This window comes from Stenotrophomonas sp. ZAC14A_NAIMI4_1 (assembly GCF_003086915.1).
In the GTDB taxonomy this organism is placed as follows: domain Bacteria; phylum Pseudomonadota; class Gammaproteobacteria; order Xanthomonadales; family Xanthomonadaceae; genus Stenotrophomonas.
Window position 1 is genome coordinate 4,110,856 of record NZ_CP026002.1, and the last position, 17,959, is coordinate 4,128,814.

Annotated in this window: 24 protein-coding genes; 18 read left to right on the forward strand and 6 right to left on the reverse strand. The window is 68.5% G+C overall.

All coding sequences use genetic code 11. From position 1 onward, the window contains the following. Nucleotides 1–39 precede the first annotated feature (39 nt). Genes hda through C1926_RS18800 form a run of 3 tightly spaced genes read right to left on the reverse strand, consistent with a single transcriptional unit; the run spans nt 40 to nt 3,043 of the window. Nucleotides 40–747 (reverse strand): DnaA regulatory inactivator Hda, encoded by a 708-nt coding sequence (gene hda, locus C1926_RS18790; protein WP_079225113.1) that lies wholly within the window; start codon nt 745–747, stop codon nt 40–42. Continuing rightward, nucleotides 747–1,919, reverse strand: a complete 1,173-nt coding sequence (locus C1926_RS18795) for an AI-2E family transporter (RefSeq protein ID WP_079220921.1) — start codon at nt 1,917–1,919, stop codon at nt 747–749. The genes hda and C1926_RS18795 overlap by 1 nt, the downstream gene beginning before the upstream one ends. Continuing rightward, complete coding sequence (locus C1926_RS18800) at nt 1,916–3,043, reverse strand: DUF2066 domain-containing protein (RefSeq protein WP_254057330.1); 1,128 nt, start codon at nt 3,041–3,043, stop codon at nt 1,916–1,918. The genes C1926_RS18795 and C1926_RS18800 overlap by 4 nt, the downstream gene beginning before the upstream one ends. A gap of 112 nt (nt 3,044–3,155) precedes the next feature. Here C1926_RS18800 and purM point away from each other — a divergent pair, with 112 nt between their 5' ends. The 6 genes from purM to C1926_RS18830 all read left to right on the forward strand — a co-directional run bounded on the left by purM (nt 3,156) and on the right by C1926_RS18830 (nt 7,386). Next, a complete protein-coding gene (gene purM / locus C1926_RS18805; RefSeq protein WP_108760249.1) occupies nt 3,156–4,214 on the forward strand; it encodes a phosphoribosylformylglycinamidine cyclo-ligase in 1,059 nt (352 codons plus the stop codon). Nucleotides 4,215–4,233: 19 nt separating this feature from the next. Continuing rightward, the gene (locus tag C1926_RS18810; RefSeq protein WP_108760250.1) at nt 4,234–4,725 is read left to right on the forward strand and encodes a hypothetical protein; all 492 of its coding nucleotides are present in this window, start codon (nt 4,234–4,236) and stop codon (nt 4,723–4,725) included. Between the two features lie 7 nt (nt 4,726–4,732). Continuing rightward, nucleotides 4,733–5,170, forward strand: coding sequence for a hypothetical protein (locus C1926_RS18815; protein ID WP_079220915.1), 438 nt, complete (start codon nt 4,733–4,735; stop codon nt 5,168–5,170). Beyond that, nucleotides 5,167–5,820 (forward strand): phosphoribosylglycinamide formyltransferase, encoded by a 654-nt coding sequence (gene purN, locus C1926_RS18820; RefSeq protein WP_108746102.1) that lies wholly within the window; start codon nt 5,167–5,169, stop codon nt 5,818–5,820. The genes C1926_RS18815 and purN overlap by 4 nt, the downstream gene beginning before the upstream one ends. Nucleotides 5,821–5,887: 67 nt before the next feature. Next, nucleotides 5,888–6,700 carry a DUF3108 domain-containing protein gene (locus C1926_RS18825; RefSeq protein ID WP_108760251.1) on the forward strand — a complete coding sequence of 271 codons (813 nt, stop codon included), beginning with the start codon at nt 5,888–5,890 and terminating at the stop codon, nt 6,698–6,700. A 2-nt stretch (nt 6,701–6,702) separates the two neighbouring features. Beyond that, entirely contained in the window at nt 6,703–7,386 is a 684-nt protein-coding gene (locus C1926_RS18830) for a DUF3108 domain-containing protein (protein ID WP_079220909.1), read from the forward strand. Nucleotides 7,387–7,504: 118 nt separating this feature from the next. On the opposite strand, the gene C1926_RS18835 is transcribed toward C1926_RS18830, so the two are convergent. From C1926_RS18835 to C1926_RS18845, 3 genes are read right to left on the reverse strand one after another with little or no spacing between them, the layout of a single operon-like run. Further along, a complete protein-coding gene (locus C1926_RS18835; RefSeq protein ID WP_079220907.1) occupies nt 7,505–7,822 on the reverse strand; it encodes a hypothetical protein in 318 nt (105 codons plus the stop codon). After that, nucleotides 7,819–9,090: a UDP-N-acetylglucosamine 1-carboxyvinyltransferase gene (murA, locus tag C1926_RS18840; protein ID WP_079220906.1), complete on the reverse strand. Its 1,272-nt coding sequence runs from the start codon at nt 9,088–9,090 to the stop codon at nt 7,819–7,821. The genes C1926_RS18835 and murA overlap by 4 nt, the downstream gene beginning before the upstream one ends. A gap of 21 nt (nt 9,091–9,111) precedes the next feature. Continuing rightward, on the reverse strand, nt 9,112–9,342 hold the full coding sequence (locus tag C1926_RS18845) for a BolA family protein (protein WP_021202589.1): 231 nt from the start codon (nt 9,340–9,342) through the stop codon (nt 9,112–9,114). A 54-nt stretch (nt 9,343–9,396) separates the two neighbouring features. Here C1926_RS18845 and C1926_RS18850 point away from each other — a divergent pair, with 54 nt between their 5' ends. From C1926_RS18850 to C1926_RS18905, 12 genes are all read left to right on the forward strand, one after another. Next, nucleotides 9,397–10,398, forward strand: coding sequence for a KpsF/GutQ family sugar-phosphate isomerase (locus C1926_RS18850; RefSeq protein ID WP_108760252.1), 1,002 nt, complete (start codon nt 9,397–9,399; stop codon nt 10,396–10,398). Between the two features lie 65 nt (nt 10,399–10,463). Further along, nucleotides 10,464–11,012: an HAD hydrolase family protein gene (locus tag C1926_RS18855; RefSeq protein ID WP_108760253.1), complete on the forward strand. Its 549-nt coding sequence runs from the start codon at nt 10,464–10,466 to the stop codon at nt 11,010–11,012. Further along, complete coding sequence (gene lptC / locus C1926_RS18860) at nt 11,009–11,584, forward strand: LPS export ABC transporter periplasmic protein LptC (RefSeq protein WP_108760254.1); 576 nt, start codon at nt 11,009–11,011, stop codon at nt 11,582–11,584. The genes C1926_RS18855 and lptC overlap by 4 nt, the downstream gene beginning before the upstream one ends. A gap of 104 nt (nt 11,585–11,688) precedes the next feature. Next, a complete protein-coding gene (lptA, locus tag C1926_RS18865; protein WP_108760255.1) occupies nt 11,689–12,210 on the forward strand; it encodes a lipopolysaccharide transport periplasmic protein LptA in 522 nt (173 codons plus the stop codon). Next, nucleotides 12,210–12,929, forward strand: a complete 720-nt coding sequence (gene lptB, locus C1926_RS18870; RefSeq protein ID WP_079220900.1) for an LPS export ABC transporter ATP-binding protein — start codon at nt 12,210–12,212, stop codon at nt 12,927–12,929. Before lptA ends, lptB begins: the two co-directional genes overlap by 1 nt. A 40-nt stretch (nt 12,930–12,969) precedes the next feature. After that, entirely contained in the window at nt 12,970–14,406 is a 1,437-nt protein-coding gene (locus tag C1926_RS18875) for an RNA polymerase factor sigma-54 (protein WP_108760256.1), read from the forward strand. A gap of 58 nt (nt 14,407–14,464) precedes the next feature. Beyond that, nucleotides 14,465–14,782, forward strand: a complete 318-nt coding sequence (gene raiA / locus C1926_RS18880; protein WP_079220898.1) for a ribosome-associated translation inhibitor RaiA — start codon at nt 14,465–14,467, stop codon at nt 14,780–14,782. A 21-nt stretch (nt 14,783–14,803) separates the two neighbouring features. Then, complete coding sequence (locus C1926_RS18885; protein WP_079220897.1) at nt 14,804–15,256, forward strand: PTS sugar transporter subunit IIA; 453 nt, start codon at nt 14,804–14,806, stop codon at nt 15,254–15,256. Continuing rightward, nucleotides 15,253–16,203 carry an HPr(Ser) kinase/phosphatase gene (gene hprK / locus C1926_RS18890; RefSeq protein WP_108760257.1) on the forward strand — a complete coding sequence of 317 codons (951 nt, stop codon included), beginning with the start codon at nt 15,253–15,255 and terminating at the stop codon, nt 16,201–16,203. Before C1926_RS18885 ends, hprK begins: the two co-directional genes overlap by 4 nt. A gap of 23 nt (nt 16,204–16,226) precedes the next feature. Beyond that, the gene (gene rapZ, locus C1926_RS18895; protein ID WP_079220895.1) at nt 16,227–17,111 is read left to right on the forward strand and encodes an RNase adapter RapZ; all 885 of its coding nucleotides are present in this window, start codon (nt 16,227–16,229) and stop codon (nt 17,109–17,111) included. Between the two features lie 192 nt (nt 17,112–17,303). Next, the gene (locus C1926_RS18900) at nt 17,304–17,696 is read left to right on the forward strand and encodes a hypothetical protein (RefSeq protein ID WP_005408386.1); all 393 of its coding nucleotides are present in this window, start codon (nt 17,304–17,306) and stop codon (nt 17,694–17,696) included. Then, a complete protein-coding gene (locus C1926_RS18905; RefSeq protein ID WP_079220894.1) occupies nt 17,689–17,958 on the forward strand; it encodes an HPr family phosphocarrier protein in 270 nt (89 codons plus the stop codon). Before C1926_RS18900 ends, C1926_RS18905 begins: the two co-directional genes overlap by 8 nt. Nucleotide 17,959 lies beyond the last annotated feature (1 nt).

Here is a 17,959-nt window from a genome sequence, read left to right on the forward strand (position 1 = left end):
CGGGTGCAGGGCCGCAGCCCTGCAAAGAAAACACACCCCTCAGTAGCGAGGGCGGCCTTCTTCCAGTACCTGGCGCAGGAACGGCACCGTGATCCGCCGCTTGGCCGCCAGCGATTCCCGGTCCAGCCAGTCCAGCAGCGTGATCAACCCACCCAGCTCGCGCCCGGTGTGCGACAGCAGCCACTCGATGGCCGCCTCGTCGATCGCCAGCCCGCGCCGCAGCGCGCGCTCGCGCAACACGGCCGCGCGGCCTTCCTCGTCCAGCGGCTGCAACAGCACGCGCACGCACTGGCCCAGCCGCGAACGCAGGTCCGGCAGCACCAGCCCCAGCTCCCCGGGCGCACGCTGCGCCGTGTACAGCACCGTCACCCCCGCCGCGCGCGCGCGGTTGTGGAAGTCGAACAGCGCGATCTCGTCCTCACGATGGCCCGCCACCGCATCCAGGCCATCCAGCGCGACCAGTTCGCGCTGCTCCAGGCCATCCAGCGCCGCCGCCACCCGGCCGACTGCACCGGCCAGCGGCACGTAGGTCGGCAGGCGCCCGGCCTGCTGCGCGCTGGAACACATCGCCAGCGCCTGGTGGGTCTTGCCCGTGCCCGCCGCACCTTCCAGGTAGACCCAGTCGTGGCTGGCACCCACCGCGATCGCACGCAGCTGCGCCAGCGCGCCATCCGGCGCGCCGATGAAGGTCTCCAGGCGCTGGTCCCGCGGGTAATGCAGGGCCAGCGGAAGTTGCGGCACACCAATCACTTCGGGTCCGGGCCGTTCTCGTAGGGGTCGAGGATGATATGGGGCGCGTCGATCACGCCATCAAGCACGATCGCCGGCTTTTCGCCGACGTACAGCTCGCTCTGGCGGTAACGCTGGTGCGCATAGCGCAGCAGCACGTTGCTGACCGCCGCCACCGGCAGCGCCAGCAGCATGCCGAGGAAACCGAACAGCTGGCCACCGGCCATCACCGCAAAGATCACCGCCACCGGGTGCAGACCGATCTTGTCGCCGACGATGCGCGGGGTCAGCACGTAGCTCTCGAGCAGCTGGCCCACGGTGAACACCACGCCGACCAGGAGCAGCAGCTTCAGGTCGATGCCCTGTGCCTGCACCAGCGCTGCCACCACCGCCATCACGATGCCGGTGGTCGCGCCCAGGTAAGGGATGAAGCTGATCAGGCCAGCCACCAGGCCGATCAGCAGGCCCAGCTTCAGGCCGACCATCGACAGGCCGGCGGCGTAGATCACGCCCAGCGCCACCATCACCAGGAACTGGCCACGGATGAACGCGCCCAGCACCTCGTTGGATTCGCGGGCCAGGTTGGTGATCGTGCCGATGTGGTTGCGCGGGATCACCGAGGCCACGCGCTCGACCAGCTTGTCCCAGTCACGCAGGAAGTAAAACGCCAGGATCGGCAGCAGCGCCAGGTTGACCATCCAGGTCACCACCGTGAAGCCCGAGCGCGAGACATAGCCCATGAAGGTCGTGGCGAAGCCGCCGGCCTGCTGCCAATGGCTGCGCACCCACTCGATCAGGCGGTCCGGGTCCATCCACTGCATCACTTCCAGGCCGGTCTTCTGCTCGAACCAGGGGATGCCGGTCTGCATCAGCCAGGCCTGGGCCTGCGGCACGGCGGCCATCAGCGTGGTGATCTGGCGCTCGATCATCGGCACCAGCACCAGCAGCAGTGCGGTGATGACCAGCACCATGGCCACGAACACCAGCACCACGCCGGTATTGCGCGAACGGCCGGTGGCCTCGATGCGGTCGACCAGCGGGTCGCCCAGCCAGGCCAGCGCCAGGGCCAGCACGAACGGGGTCAGGATGGGGGCCAGCAGCCACACCACCCAGCCGATCAGCAGGGCGACGGCCACGTACTTCAGCCGTCGCAGGAACTGCGCGATTTCCGCTTCCGGGGCCTGGATCATCGCAGTCGGTACTCGTTGCTGACCGGGGCCGGCTGCGGTGCGCCGGTGCTGTCATCGATCGGCGCCGGCAGGGCCGGCAGGGCCGCCGAAGGCACCAGCACGCCGTTGTCGCCCAGCATGCGGTTGAAGCCGGCCAGGCCGGTGGTCATTTCCAGGTTCAGCTCCAGGCGGTCGCCCGTCGCCCGCAGCGGGGTGACATTGCGCACCACCGGCACCTCGCGCAGGCCGGCGGCCAGGCGCAGGTACTCGTCGGCGCTGTTGATGCCGGTCACCACCACGCGGTAGGCACCGGCTGCACCGGTGGCCGCGCCGGCCTTGGCGTAGCGCTTGACCAGGGCATCGGCGGCGCCGTCGGCACCGGCCGCCATCGCGCGCATGGCGTTGGCGTCCTTGGTGGTCCACTTGTTCAGCTCGCGGCCGTTGTCGACGAACACCCAGTCAGCCTGCCAGCCGCCATTGGCGCGGTACAGCTTGCCGATCAGCTGCATCGGCGGCGAGTAGCGTGACGACGCGCGGGCCACCGCAGCGCTGTCCTGGCGCCAGATCGCGCCGGCCAGGGCCTGTTCGGCGGCGCCGCCACTGGGCAGGCCCAGCTTGTAGCCGCGCTCGATGGCCCGGTTCAGCAACGGGCGCGCGGCATTGGCCTGCTGCACGCTGACCAGCCGCGGGCCACTGCCGTCGTCCACCGCCAGCCAGACCACCGGCTTCGGCCGCGGCTGCGGCCACAGCGGCAGGCCCAGGGCCGACACCAGCGCATCGACGTCATCTTCGCGGAAACGGGCCACCAGCAGGGTCCGGTAGCTGGGCGCGCCACTGGCGCCCACGCTCTGGTCCTGCTTGAAGTCATAGCTGGCCACGTAGTCCTTGGCGTTGCGCAGGGCCTGCGCGACGCCGGGGCGCGACATGACGCTGCGGTCACCGGACAGCTTGCCCAGGACCACGCTCAGGGCACGGGCCAGGCCACCGTTGCGGTCGGCCTCGGCCTGGCTGTTGACGGGCACTTCGGCCTCGTAGGCACCACTGGCGGTGGCGACATCTCCCTCGGTGCGAAGGCCGCTCTGGGCCATCGTGGCCACCGGCAGGCACAGCGCAAGGAGCAGGGTGAGAATAAGGCTGCGGCGCATCAGGACATCCATTGGCTCGACGTATCCGGGGGGAATTGTTGCCCGAATACGGACTTTGCGCCAATGCGGCCTGTTAAAATCGCCCGTTCAACCCCTGCCAGCGCCGACGCCCGTGACCAACACCCCGTCTTCCGCCCCCTCCCCCCTCACCTACCGTGATGCGGGCGTCGACATCGACGCCGGCAACGAACTGGTCGAGCGGATCAAGCCCCTGGTCAAGCGCAGCTTCCGCCCGGAAGTGATGGGCGGCCTGGGCGGCTTCGGCGCCCTGTTCGACCTGTCCAACAAGTACCGCGAGCCGGTGCTGGTGTCGGGCACCGACGGCGTGGGCACCAAGCTGAAGCTGGCCCACCAGCTGAACCGCCACGATACGATCGGCATCGACCTGGTCGCCATGTGCGTCAACGACGTGCTGGTGCAGGGCGCCGAGCCGCTGTTCTTCCTGGACTATTTCGCCACCGGCAAGCTGGACATCGACACCGCCGCGGCGGTCGTGGGCGGCATCGCCAACGGCTGCACCGAGGCAGGCTGCGCGCTGATCGGCGGCGAAACCGCTGAAATGCCCGACATGTACGCCCCGGGCGAATACGACCTGGCCGGCTTCACCGTCGCTGCGGTCGAGAAGAGCGAACTGAAGGACGGCGCCAGCGTGGCCGCCGGCGACGTGCTGATCGGCATCGCCTCCTCCGGCCCGCATTCCAACGGCTACTCGCTGGTGCGCCGCATCTACGACCGCGCCGGCCAGCCGGCCGACCTGGAGCTGGAAGACGGAGTGAAGCTGGTCGATGCGCTGATGGCCCCGACCCGCCTGTACGTCAAGCCGATCCTGTCGCTGCTGAAGTCGCATGGCACGGCCATCCACGGCATGGCCCACATCACCGGTGGCGGCCTGACCGAGAACATCATCCGCGTGGTGCCCGAAGGCCTGGGCCTGGACATCCAGGCGTCGGCCTGGCCGCTGCCGCCGGTGTTCCAGTGGCTGCAGAAGGAAGGCGCCGTCGTCGACAGCGAAATGTGGCGCACCTTCAACTGCGGCATCGGCTTCGTGCTGATCGTCGCCCCGGAGCAGGTCGCTGCCGTGTCCGAAGCCGTGCAGGCGCAGGGCCTGGCTCACTGGCCGATCGGCCAGGTGGTCACCGCCAGCGGCGCCGAGCGCGTCCGCATTGCCTGATACGCACCCAGGAGCCCGCATGGACGCTACGCCCCCCCTGCCCACCGCACCGGTGCCGCCCCCGGCACCGGCCGTGCCCGGGCTGACCTCGCAGGACAACGACCACCTGCGCCTGCTCTCGATCTTCCACTACGTGGTGGCCGGGCTGGCGGCGGTGTTCGCCCTGATCTTCGTGTTCCACATCGTGATGGGCATCGCCATGCTCAACGGCGCCCTGCCGATGAGCTCCAACGGCCAGCCCAGCTCGGCGCAGGAACAGCAGTTCGCGGGCTGGTTGTTCATCATCATGGGCAGCGGCGTCGTCTCGCTTGGCCTGGTGATGGCCGGCTTCATCGCCTATGCCGGGCGCTGCCTGAAGCAGCGGCGGCGCTACCTGCTGTGCCTGGTCGTGGCCGGCCTGTCGTGCCTGTTCACCCCGTTCGGCACCGTGCTGGGCGTGTTCACCCTGATCGTGCTGCTGCGGCCGCAGGTGAAGGCCGCCTTTGCCGCCAACGTCCCTACCCGAAGCTGAGTTGCCGATGGCCGTCGCCCCGCCCCCGCTGAACCGGCCACGCGGCTGGACCGACCTGCAGGTCAACAGCCACCTGCATTCGCTGAAGATCCTGTTCTACATCTACGGCGGCCTGCAGCTGGTGCTGGCCGTCCTGCTGCTGCTCGCGGCCGCCGGCGGTTATGTCAGCGAGAGCCACAGCACCGATCCCGAAGCATCGCCGGCCCTGCTGGCCGCGCTCTTCGTCGGTGCCAGCCTGGTCTTCGCCGCGCTGGGCAGCCTCAGCCTGACTGCGGCCCGCCGCCTGTCCCAGCGCCGCCAGCGCACGCTGTGCATGGTCGCCGCCGGCGCGGCCTGCCTGGGCGGTGCGCTGGGCATCGCGCTGGGCGTCTACGCGCTGGTCGTGCTGCTGCGTGCCGAAGTCGTGGCCAGCTTCAGCGAACCGGGCAGCGCCGTCGTCGCATGACCGCCCGTATCGCCGTACTGGCTTCCGGCCGTGGCAGCAACCTGCAGGCCATCCTCGATGCGATCGCGGCCGGCCGCCTGCCGGCCGAGGTGGTGGGCGTGTTCTCCGACCGCCCCGATGCAGCCGCGCTGCAGCGGGTCGGGCCCGGACAGCGCTGGGCGCACGCGCCGAAGACCTTCAGCGACCGCGCTGCCTACGAACAGGCACTCGGCGATGCCGTCCACGCTGTGGCCCCGGACTGGATCGTCTGCGCCGGCTACATGCGCATCCTCGGTGCCGACTTCGTGCAGCGCTTCAACGGCCGCCTGGTCAACATCCATCCGTCGCTGCTGCCGCTGCACAAGGGCCTGCACACCCACGCCCGCGCCCTGGATGCCGGCGACGCCGAGCATGGGGCCAGCGTGCACCTGGTGGTGCCGGAGCTGGATGCCGGCACCGTGCTGGCCCAGGTGCGCGTCCCGGTGCTGCCTGGCGATGACGCAACCCGCCTGGCCGATCGCGTGCTGGCGGTCGAGCATCCCCTGCTGATCGCCACCCTGCAGCTGCTGTGCGATGGCCGCCTGGCTGAACGGGAGGGCCGGCCGACACTCGACGGTCACCCCCTGTTTAGCCCATTGGCTCTAGATTCCGCCGGGAACCTGAACCGGTAACGCCCGTGCACACGCCCCGCTGACTGCGGGGCTGGCATCCTGCCACCTCCTGCGGTTCCTGCCTGCCATGAAGAACACGCCCCCGTTGCGCAAATTCCTGCTGCTGCCGTTCGCCGTGCTCGCCTGTGCCGCCTGGGCGCAGACCCCGCCGTCGGCCGAACCGGCGCCCGTGGTGGAGGCACCGGCCGAACCGCCCCTGCCCGCGCTGCCGGCCATGGCCTGGGAACCGCCGCCACTGCAGCCGTTCAGTGCCACCTACCAGGCCTTCTACAAGGGCAAGGAGGCCGGTGACGCAACCATGCAGGTGACCCACACCGGCGGCAACCAGTGGCGGGTGGACATGCAGGTGGTCGGCCGCCGCGGCTTTGCCAGCGTGCTCGGCCTCAACCTGGAGCAGAGCACCGTGTTCGACGTGCGCAATGGCATCTACGCGCCGTTGAGCCAGAGCACCGTGCGCAAGGGCCTGTTCCTGGGCAAGAAGGCGGTGGGCACCTACAACTGGGAAACCGGCACCGCGCAGTGGACCGGCGATGTGAAGAAGGACCGCGCCAAACCCATTCCGCTGCAGCCCGGCGACCAGAGCGCGCTGCTGCTGAACCTGTCGCTGATGCGCGATGCCCGCCCCGGCGTGGCCATGCACTACCGCTACGTTGAACTGGGCAAGGTGCGCCAGCACGATTACCAGGCGGCCGCGCAGACCGAGAACGTGGAGGTCGGCGACCTGTCCTACAACGCGCTGAAGGTGTACCGCACCAACGGCGGCAACAACGAAACCATTCTGTGGATCGCCAACGGCGTTCCCACGCCGGTGCGCATCCTGCAACGCGAAGATGGCGAGGACCGTGTCGACCTGCGCCTGATCGAATACCAAGGAGTATGAGCATGACGACCCTGACCCGCCCGCTGACCTGGATCGCCGCTGCCGCACTGTCGGTGGCCAGCCTGCCGGCCATGGCCCTGCAGCCGTTCAAGGCCGATTACCTGGCCAGCTACATGGGCATGCAGGCCAACGGCACCATGACCCTGGCCAGCGAAGGCACCGGCAAGTGGCGCTACAACCTGCAGGTGAAGAACCAGCTGGCCGACCTCAGCCAGAGCACCGTGTTCGAGGAAGTGCGTGGCCAGCTGCGCCCGCTCAGCAGCCAGGACCGCTCGGCGCTGCTGGTGAAGAAGCGCAACGTGCAGGCCAACTACAACTGGACCAGCAACCAGGCCACCTGGACCGGCGACATCAAGCCGGACCGCGCCGGCCCGGTCGCGCTTAAGGCCGGTGACATGGATGCGCTGCTGATCAACCTGGCCATCGCCCGCGACCTGGCCGCCGGCAAGCCGCTGACCTACCGCATGGTCGACGAGGGCCGTATCAAGAACATGACCTACAAGGTCGTGGGCAAGGAAGCGGTAACCGTGGGCGGCAAGAGCTACCAGGCCACCAAGGTGTCGCGCGTGGATGGCGACAAGGAGCAGATCGCCTGGATCGTGCCCGAGTTCCCGGTGCCGACCCGCATCCTGCAGCGCGAAGGCGGCCGCGATGCGCTGGACCTGACCATCAAGGCGCTGAACTGACCCACCCTGCCGCGGTAGCGCCGGGCCATGCCCGGCGGCTTCGGCTTCCGCGCTGCGCGCTCGCCGGGCATGGCCCGGCGCTACCGTAAAGAAAACGCCCGCTTGCGCGGGCGTTTTCTTATTTCTTCTCTTCCGCTTCGGCCGGCTTGAACTCCGTGCGGCAGTCCACCCGGATCTGCTGGCCACTGCTGCGCCAGACGAACGTGCGGCAATGGCGGTTGCCTTCCTGGCTGTCGTTCACCGCAACGGCATAGAACGACTGGATGATCTCGTCACGGCTGACCGTGCCATCGCCATTCCAGTCCATGTCCTTCTGCTCGATGCCCTTGGTGATGGCCAGGTTGGCGTACCAGGCATAGCCCAGCCACGCCAGCACGATCAGCACCAGCGCCAGCAGCGCCTTGCGGCGGGGGCTGAAGCGGCCGCGCAGGATCATGGCACGCGCCGGATGGTGGCACCGAGCGAAGACAGCTTCTCTTCGATGTTCTCGTAGCCACGGTCGAGGTGGTAGATGCGGTCGATGGTGGTCTCGCCGTCGGCCATCAGGCCGGCCAGGATCAGCGACGCCGATGCGCGCAGGTCGGTGGCCATCACCGGCGCACCGCTCAGGCGCTCGTGGCCGCGGGCAATGGCGGTGTGGCCTTCCACCTGGATGTCCGCACCGAGGCGCAGCAGTTCGTTGACGTGCATGAAACGGTTCTCGAAGATCGTTTCGTTGATCACGCCCACGCCATCGGCCACGCAGTTGAGCGCCATGAACTGCGCCTGCATGTCGGTCGGGAACGCCGGGTACGGCGCGGTGGTCAGGTTGACCGCCTTCGGCCGCTTGCCGTGCATGTCCAGGGTGATGCTGTCTTCGGTGGTCTCGATCGTCGCACCGGCTTCGACCAGCTTGGACAGCACGGCGTCCATGGTGTTCGGGCGCGCGCGGTTCACGGTCACCTTGCCGCCGGTCATCGCCGCGGCCACCAGGAAGGTGCCGGTCTCGATGCGGTCGGGCAGCACTTCGTGGCGGCCACCGGACAAGCGCTCGACGCCTTCGATGACCAGGCGGGCGGTACCCAGGCCCTCGATCTTCGCGCCCAGCGCGATCAGGCAGTGCGCCAGATCGGTCACTTCCGGTTCCATCGCGGCGTTGTCGAGGATGGTGGTGCCCTCGGCCAGCACGGCCGCCATCAGCACGTTCTCGGTGCCGGTGACGCTGACCATGTCGAAGGTGAAATGGCCACCCTTCAGGCGCTTGGCGGTGGCCTTGATGAAGCCGTTCTCGACCACGATGTCCGCACCCAGCGCCTGCAGGCCCTTGATGTGCTGGTCAACGGGGCGCGAACCGATGGCGCAGCCGCCGGGCAGCGATACTTCGGCCGCGCCGAAGCGGGCCAGCAGCGGGCCCAGCACCAGGATCGAGGCGCGCATGGTCTTGACCAGCTCGTAGGGGGCCACGTGCTGGTTGACCGGGCGCGGGTCGACCACGATCGCGCTGCCGCGCGACAGGGTGCCCTGGTCGATGGTGACCTTGGCGCCCAGTTCGCCCAGCAGCTTCACCGTGGTGACCACGTCGTGCAGGTGCGGCACGTTGGTGATCTCCACCGGCGCGTCGGCCAGCAGGGTCGCGCAGAGGATGGGGAGGACGGCGTTCTTCGCGCCGGAGATGCTCACTTCACCGTGCAGCGCAGCGCCGCCGGTCACAACGATCTTGGCCATGTATTGGGAATCTTCTGCGGTTCAGCCGGCTTCGGCCGGGGTCACGGTTTTCAGCGCCAGCGCGTGGATCGCGCCGCCCATCAGGTCGCCCAGGGTGGCATAGACCATCCGGTGGCGGGCCAGCGGCATCTTGCCGGCAAAGGCCTCACAGACCACGGTCGCTTCGAAGTGCACGCCATCGTCACCGCGCACGTCGGCGCGGGCGCCCGGCAGGCCGGTTTCGATCAGGTTGCGGATGGTGTCGGCGTCCAACGGGCTTTCCTAATAAAATGAACCCTCATTCTACTTCCGCTGCGTGGCGTCCGCATGGCCGAGTCCTCCCTGCCCCCCCGTTCCGTCGATCCTGCCGCCCTGGTGGCCAGCGGCCGCCGCGTGTTCGAGATCGAGCAGCAGGCGCTGCAGGCCGTCGCCAACGGGCTGGGCGAGGCATTCCAGCAGGCCTGCCAGGCCATCCTGGGCAGCCGCGGCCGGGTGGTCGCCACCGGCATGGGCAAGTCCGGCCATGTCGCCCGCAAGATCGCCGCCACCCTGGCCTCCACCGGTACCCCGGCCTTCTACGTGCACCCGGGCGAGGCCGGCCACGGCGACCTGGGCATGATCACCGAGGACGACGTGGTGCTGGCGCTGTCCTATTCGGGCGAATCGGACGAGGTGCTGATGCTGCTGCCGGTGCTCAAGCGCCAGGGCAACGTGTTGATTTCCATGACCGGACGGCCGCAGTCCAGCCTGGCCAAGGCCGCCGACGTGCATCTGGACGTGAGCGTGCCGGCCGAGGCCTGCCCGCTGGCGCTGGCGCCGACCTCCAGCACCACCGCCTCGCTGGCGATGGGCGATGCGCTGGCCGTCGCCCTGCTCGACGCGCGCGGCTTCACCGCGGACGACTTCGCCCGCTCGCACCCGGCCGGCAGCCTCGGCCGCCGCCTGCTGCTGCATATCACCGACGTGATGCACAGCGGCGAGGACCTGCCCAAGGTCGATGCCGGCGCCAGCCTCAGCCAGGCGCTGGTGGAGATGAGCCGCAAGCGGCTGGGCATGACCGCCGTGGTCGACGCCCAGGGCGTGCTGATCGGCCTGTTCACCGACGGCGACCTGCGCCGTGCGCTGGACACCGAACTGGACGTGCGCACGGCGAAGATCGCCGAGGTGATGACCCGCAACCCGCGCACCATCGGTGCCGACCAGCTGGCGGTGGAAGCCGCCCGGCTGATGGAAACCCACAAGATCAACGGCCTGATCGTGGTCGACGGCGAGGGCCGGGCGGTAGGCGCGCTGAACATTCATGACCTGTTGCGGGCCCGGGTGGTTTAACCGAGAGTCCGTAGACCCCATTCAGACTGTAAACCGCACCCGCCCCGAACGAGCCTGATGCCCTGATGCCCTGGTCCCCCCTGCCCGCCTTCCCCGCCCACCTGCATGCCACCGCGGCCCGTATCCGCCTGGCCTGCTTCGACGTGGACGGCACCCTCACCGACGGTCGGCTGTACTACGACAAGGACGGCAACGAGAGCAAGGCGTACTTCGTGCAGGATGGTCTGGGCCTGAAACTGCTGCAGCAGCACGGTATCCACCCCGTGCTCATCACCGCGCGCAACAGCCAGTCCGCGCTGCGGCGCGGCGCCGACCTGGGCATCGACACCCAGATCGCGGTGGGCGACAAGCTGGCCAGCGTGCAGGCACTGTGTGCCCAGCACGGCATCGGCCTGGACCAGGTGGCGTTCATGGGCGATGACCTGCCCGACCTGGCGCCGCTGGGCGCGGTCGGCCTGGCCGTGGCCCCGGCCAACGCGCACCCGTGGATCGCCGAACGCGTGCACTGGACCACCCGCAGCGACGGCGGCCGTGGCGCCGCCCGCGAACTGTGCGACGTGCTGCTGGCCGCGCAGGGGCATATCGATGCCGTGCTGACGAGGTTCGGCGCATGAATGCTCCGTCGCTGAACTGGCGCACCGTGCTCGGCGTCGGCCTGCTGCTGGCGGCCCTGCTGAGCAGCTGGGCCGCCCTGCGCAACCGCGACAAGGGGCCGGCGCAGACCGGCCAGGACGTGGGCGTGGATTACATCCTGCACGACTTCCAGATCGTGGCGCTGGACGAACAGGGCAAGGAATCGACCACCCTGCGCGCACCGCTGCTGGAGCGCCAGCGCGGCGACCAGACCATCAACATCACCACCCCGCTGTTCGAGATGCCCGACAAGGACGGCCAGCACTGGACCCTGCGCGCGCAGACCGGCTGGCTGAGCGCCAAGGGCGACCAGATGAAGCTGCGCGGCGACGTTTCAGGCGACAGCCCGGCCGCCCCCGGCGTGGTGCCCACCACCTTCCGCACCGACCACCTGGACGTGTTCCCGAAGGAAAGCCGCGCCCGTACCGATGCCCGGGTCACCATGACCCGACCGGGCATGGAACAGTCCGGCGTCGGGTTCGAGGTGGATTCGAAGAACAACACGTATCATTTCCTCAGTCAGTCCAAGGGCCGCTACACGCCCCAGCGCTGATTCCGCCGCTGGCCCGCGACGTCGCCATGGCGACTGGCGCGAGGCCGCAGCCCCCACCCGCCGCCCGGCATGACCGGGCAGCCTCACCGGTAGAACGGACCCCGATGAAGATTCCCTTTGCTGCCCTGCTCGCCTTCGGTCTGCTGGTTCCTGCCTTCGCGCAGGCCAAGTCCACCGACCGCAACGAGCCCATGAACATCGATGCCGGCGCACAGGCCGGCAACCTCACCGGGGATGGCAAGACCACCCTGTCGCAGGGCGTGATCATCACCCAGGGCACGCTGGACCTGCGCTCGTCCGAGGCCGAGATCTACATGAAGGACGGCGAAGCCGTGCGTGCCGTGTTCACCGGCAAGCAGGCCAAGATGAAGCAGCAGCTCGATGACGGCACCTGGATGGATGCGGTGGCCGACAAGATCGACTACGACATCAAGACCGAGATCATCACCCTCACCGGCAACTACAAGGTGACCAGCGCGCGCGGTACCAATGCCGGCCAGCGCATGGTCTACAACACCCGTACCGGCGAAATGAATTCCGGTGGCGACGGCAGCCGCGTGCGTACCGTCATTCCGCCCAAGAACAAGACGCCTGCGGCGCAGCCGGCGGCCGGGAGCAAGAAGTAATGCTTGTCGCCAAGGGCCTGCGCAAGAAGTACAAGCAGCGCGAAGTCGTCAAGGACTTCGGGCTGACCCTTGATGCCGGTGAAGTGGTCGGCCTGCTCGGCCCCAACGGCGCCGGCAAGACCACCTGCTTCTACATGATCGTGGGCCTGGTGGAGGCCGATGCCGGCAGCATCGTGCTCGACGGCCAGGACATCACCGGCGACCCGATGTACACGCGCGCCAAGCAGGGCGTGGGCTACCTGCCGCAGGAACCGTCGGTGTTCCGCAAGCTGACCGTGGCCGACAACCTGCGCCTGGTGCTGGAACTGCGCGACGACCTGGATGCGGCCGGCCGCGAGCGCGAACTCAACAGCCTGCTGGACGAACTGCAACTGGGCCATGTGTCCGAGCAGCTCGGTGCCAGCCTGTCCGGTGGTGAACGGCGCCGCTGCGAGATCGCCCGCGCACTGGCCGCCAAACCGCGCCTGATCCTGCTGGACGAACCCTTCGCCGGCGTCGATCCGATCTCGGTCGGCGAGATCCAGCGCATCGTCACCCACCTCAAGCAGCGCGGCATCGGTGTGCTCATCACCGACCACAACGTGCGCGAAACCTTGGGAATCTGCGACCGCGCGTATATCCTCGCTGAGGGCACCGTACTGGCCCAGGGCTCGCCGGAAGCGATCCTGGACAACGCCGACGTCCGTCGCGTCTACCTTGGAGACTCCTTCAAGCTGTGACCGCGGCCGCCGGGCCCTTCCCCTCCGTTTCGGCACAGGCATGAAGACTCGGCTGCAGACATCGTTGGGACAGCAGCTGGTGCTGACACCACAGCTGCAGCAGGCGATCAAGCTGCTGCAGATGTCCACCACCGAGCTGGAGCTGGAAATCGCCCAGGCGGTGGAAAGCAACCCCCTGCTGGACTGGGCCGACAGCAGCGATGACGGCGCCGGTGCGGGCAGCGATGCCGGCGATGACCACGGCGCCGACAGCGATGCACCGCCGGAGCCCGCACAAGCCAGCGGCGACGACTGGGCCCCTGCCGAGCAGGACTGGAGCAATCCGGGCAGCAGCGGCAGTTTCGACGACGATGAAGACACCGGCAGCGCCGCCGAGCGCGTGGCCGAGGTCGAGACCCTGGCCGACCACCTGCTGTGGCAGCTGCACCTGTCGCACCTGTCGATGCGCGACCGCAGCATCGGGGCCGCGCTGATCGATGCGCTGGAAGAAGACGGTTACCTGCGCGAGCCGCTGGCGACCATCGCCGAGACCCTGCTGCCGGCCATCCACGCCGGTGAAGACGAGATCCTGACCGTGCTGCACCAGGTGCAGCGCTTCGACCCGGTGGGCGTGGCGGCCCGCTGCCTGGGCGAATGCCTGCGGCTGCAGCTGGACGTGCTGCCCACCGACACCCCCGGCCTGGCGCTGGCCCGGCAGGTCGCCGCCGGACCGCTGGAGCGCCTGCCGCGCAGCGGCGTGGCCGGCCTGGCCCACGAACTGAAGCAGCCGCTGGCCGAGGTCGAGACCGCCGTCGCGCTGCTGCGCTCGCTCGACCCGCGCCCGGGCACCCAGATCGCGCCGCTGGCGCAGGACACCTACGTGGTGCCGGACGTGGTGGTATGGCGGCAGAACGGCCTCTGGCGCGCCGCGCTGGCCGCCCACGCCGGGCCCAAGGTGGTCATCCACCGCGGCTACGAACAGATGATCCGCCGCTGCGGCGAAGCCGACGCCGGTTACCTGCGCGCCCAGCTGCAGGAAGCCCGCTGGCTGCTGAAGGGCCTGCAGGCGCGCGGGGAAACCCTGCTGCGCGTGGTGCGCAGCCTGATCCACCAGCAGGCCGGCTTCCTCGAATTCGGTGAACAGGCGCTGCGCCCGCTGACCCTGCGCGAGATCGCCGCGGAACTGGGCCTGCACGAATCCACCGTCTCGCGGGCGATCGCCCGCAAGCACGTGCGCACGCCGCGCGGCACCCTGCCGCTGCGCGCGTTCTTTGCATCGGGCATCGACACCGAAGGCGGTGGCGAAGCATCCAGTACCGCCATCCAGGCGATGATCCGCCGCCTGATCGATGACGAAAACCCACGCAAGCCGCTTTCTGACGCCAAGCTGGCTGACCTGCTCAAAACGTCGGGAATCCCAGTAGCGCGGCGCACCGTGGCGAAGTATCGTGAGGCCATGAACATCTCCGCCTCGCACGAAAGGGTCAGAATCGCTTGACGCGCCGCCGCGCCCGGCGGAGAGGTTCATTGGCACATCCGAACACAGGAGAAACCCGATGCGCATCGAAACGTTTGGCAAAGATGTCGAAGTCACCCCGGCCCTGCAGTCGTATGTTGAAGAAAAGCTGGCCCGGGTCGGAAAGCACTTCGACCAGCACTGCGAAGCGCGGGTAACCCTCAAGCTGCAGAAGACCGAACACCACGTCGACGCCAGCCTCAATATTCCCGGCCAGACCCTGCATGCCGAAGCCGGCGGCCAGACCATGTATGCCGCCATCGACGTGCTGGCGGACAAGCTCGACCGCCTGGTGATCAAGCACAAGGAGAAAAAACAGCAGCACGCACCACTGCCGGTGGGCGACAATGGCGGCTGATCGCCACCGTTCCCCGCAGACATGCCCCTGACTGACCTCCTGGCGGCCGTGCAGACCCAGCTCTGCACGGCCACCGACCGCGACAGCGTCCTGCAGGCCGCCGCCGGGTTGCTGGCCTGCCGCCAGGCCAACGCCGAACAGATCTACCTCAACCTGTGCCAGCGCGAAGCCCTGGGCAGTACGGCGATCGGTTGCGGCATCGCCATTCCCCATGGCCGGGCCCCTGCCCTGGACCGTCCCCGCGGCGCCCTGCTGCGGTTGCAGACCCCGGTCGATTTCGGCGGCGATGAACCGGTGGACCTGGTGTTCGCCATGGCCGTCCCCGCCCACTACACCCACCAGCACCTGATGCTGCTGTCCGAACTGGCCGAGCTGTTCTCGACGCCCTCGATCCGCGACGCCCTGCGCGCGGCGGGCGATGCGCGGGCACTGCGCGAGGCCCTGGACCTTCCCCCATCGGCGAGCGCCGCATGAATACCAGCATCACCGCACGCGAACTGTTCGACCAGCAGCGCGAGCGGCTGGGGCTGCGCTGGGCCGCCGGCAAGGACGGTGAGAAACGCGAGCTGGAAGCCGGCAACACGGTCTCCCGCCGCCCCTCGCTGGCCGGTTACCTCAACGCGATCTACCCCAACAAGGTGCAGATCCTCGGAACCGAGGAACTGTCCTGGCTGGACGCGCTGGAACCGCGCCAACGCTGGGAAACGATCGAGAAGATCATGCAGTCGCACCCGCTGGCGCTGGTGCTGACCCGCAACCAGTCCTGCCCGGAAGACCTGCGCGCGGCTGCCGATGAATCCGGCACGCCGCTGTGGCTGTCGCCCAAGCGCGGCCATGAACTGCTCAACCACCTGTCCTACCACCTGGCGCGCACGCTGGCGCCGCGGGTGATCCTGCATGGCGTGTTCATGGAGATCTACTCCATCGGCGTGCTCATCACCGGCGAGGCCGGCTCGGGCAAGAGCGAGCTGGCGCTGGAACTGCTCAGCCGCGGTCACCGCCTGGTGGCCGACGACGCCCCCGAATTCACCCAGATCGCCCCCGACGTGCTCGACGGCACCTGCCCCGAACTGCTGCAGGACCTGCTGGAAGTGCGCGGCCTGGGCGTGCTGAACGTGCGCGAGATGTTTGGTGATACGGCGGTAAAGAAGAACAAGTACCTTCGGCTGATCGTCCACCTGACCAAGCCGATGACCGAACCCACCCCGCACGGCTACGAGCGCCTGACCGGCGATTCGGGCACCCGCCACGTGCTGGACCTGGACGTGCCGCTGATCACCCTGCCGGTGATGCCCGGCCGCAACCTGGCGGTCCTGACCGAGGCGGCCACCCGGCTGCACATTCTGCGTACCAAGGGTATCGACCCGGCGGCGATGTTCATCGCCCGCCACAGCAACCTGCTGGAACGACGAACACCCTGAGCCCCACCACCAAGAGCCTGTCCATGAGTACCGTCACCCCCACCGCCCCGACCCTGATCATCGTCAGCGGCCTGTCCGGCTCGGGTAAATCCGTCGCCCTGAAGACCTTCGAGGATCAGGACTACTACTGTTCGGACAACCTGCCGATCCAGCTGCTGCCCGATTTCGTGCGCAGCGTGCTGGAAAACCATGACGGTGGCGCGCCGCGCCGGCTGGCGGTGGGCATCGACGTGCGCGGCCAGGCCGACCTGAGCCAGCTGTCCAACTGGCGCAAGCTGGCCACCGATGCCGGCGTGGAAGCGAAGGTGCTGTACTTCGAGGCGAGCGACGAGACGATGCTCAAGCGCTATGCCGACACCCGTCGCCGGCATCCGCTGAGCCAGCTGGGCCTGTCCCTGCCCGAAGCGATCGCCCGCGAGCGCGAGCTGATCGCACCGCTGCGCCGCGAGGCCGACGTGGTCATCGATACCAGCGCGTTGAACGTCCACCAGCTGCGCCGGCGCATCATCACCGAGTTCGCGATGGGGCACGCCACGCGCCTGTCGCTGCTGTTCGAATCGTTTGCCTACAAGCGCGGCGTGCCGGCCGAGGCCGACTTCGTGTTCGATGCACGCGTGCTGCCCAACCCGCACTGGGACCCGGACCTGCGCGCGCTGAGCGGCCGCGAGCCGGGCGTGCGCGATTACCTGGAAGCGCAGCCGGACGTGCAGCGCTACCTGGGCCAGCTGATGGATTTCCTCGACACCTGGCTGCCCAAGCTGGGCGATGGCACCCGCAGCTACGTGACCGTGGCCTTCGGCTGCACCGGCGGCAAGCACCGCTCGGTGTACCTGGCCGAGCGCATGGCGCGGCACGCCCGCGAGATGGGCTGGGATGACGTGGCCACGTACCACCGCGAACAGGATTGAGGGCAGCCGGGCTGCGCCCGGCACCTGACAGATTCCGTGTGCTGTTGGTAGGTGTCGACCTTGGTCGACACGATGGGGTCGGATCCCTTTTTCAACGAAAAATGGCTCTGACACCGGCAACGCTGAATACGGGACACAGTGCCCCTCTCCTGCTGCTATCGCCGATTCACCTTGACCTGTTAACGTGCAGTAATGACCTGTGGCATTCTCCTCGTAACACATCCTGGGGTCGGGACCGCCCTGCTTGACGTGGCGACCCGGCTCCTGCGGCAATTGCCGCTGAAAACCGAAGCTTTCGAAGTACCGTTCGACGCAGACCTGGATGCTCTTCTCCCGCTCGCCTCGGCTGCCTTGCGCCGGGTCGACGGTGGGGATGGCGTGCTGATCCTGACCGACCTGTACGGCGCCAGCCCCGCCAACCTTGCCGGGCAGCTGGCCCGGTTGGGGACCCCGGTTCGCCGGGTGTCGGCGCTGAGTCTGCCGATGTTGCTGCGGGTGATGAATTATCCGGAACAGGGACTGGATCAACTGCCCGCCACAGCCGCGGCGGGCACCCGTAATGGAGCGATAGTCGACGATGCTTGAACGAGAACTCACCGTGAGCAACCGCCTGGGCCTGCACGCCCGGGCCACCGCCAAGCTGGTGCAGACGCTGGCCCCATTCCGCTGCAACGTGACCATGGCCGCCAAGGGCCGTGAGATCAACGCCAAGAGCATCATGGGCGTGATGCTGCTGGCCGCCGCCCAGGGCACGCCGGTCACCATCCGCATCAACGGCGAGGATGAAGCGGCGGCGATGGACGCGGTGGTCGACCTGTTCGAGCGCCGCTTCGACGAGGACAGCTGAG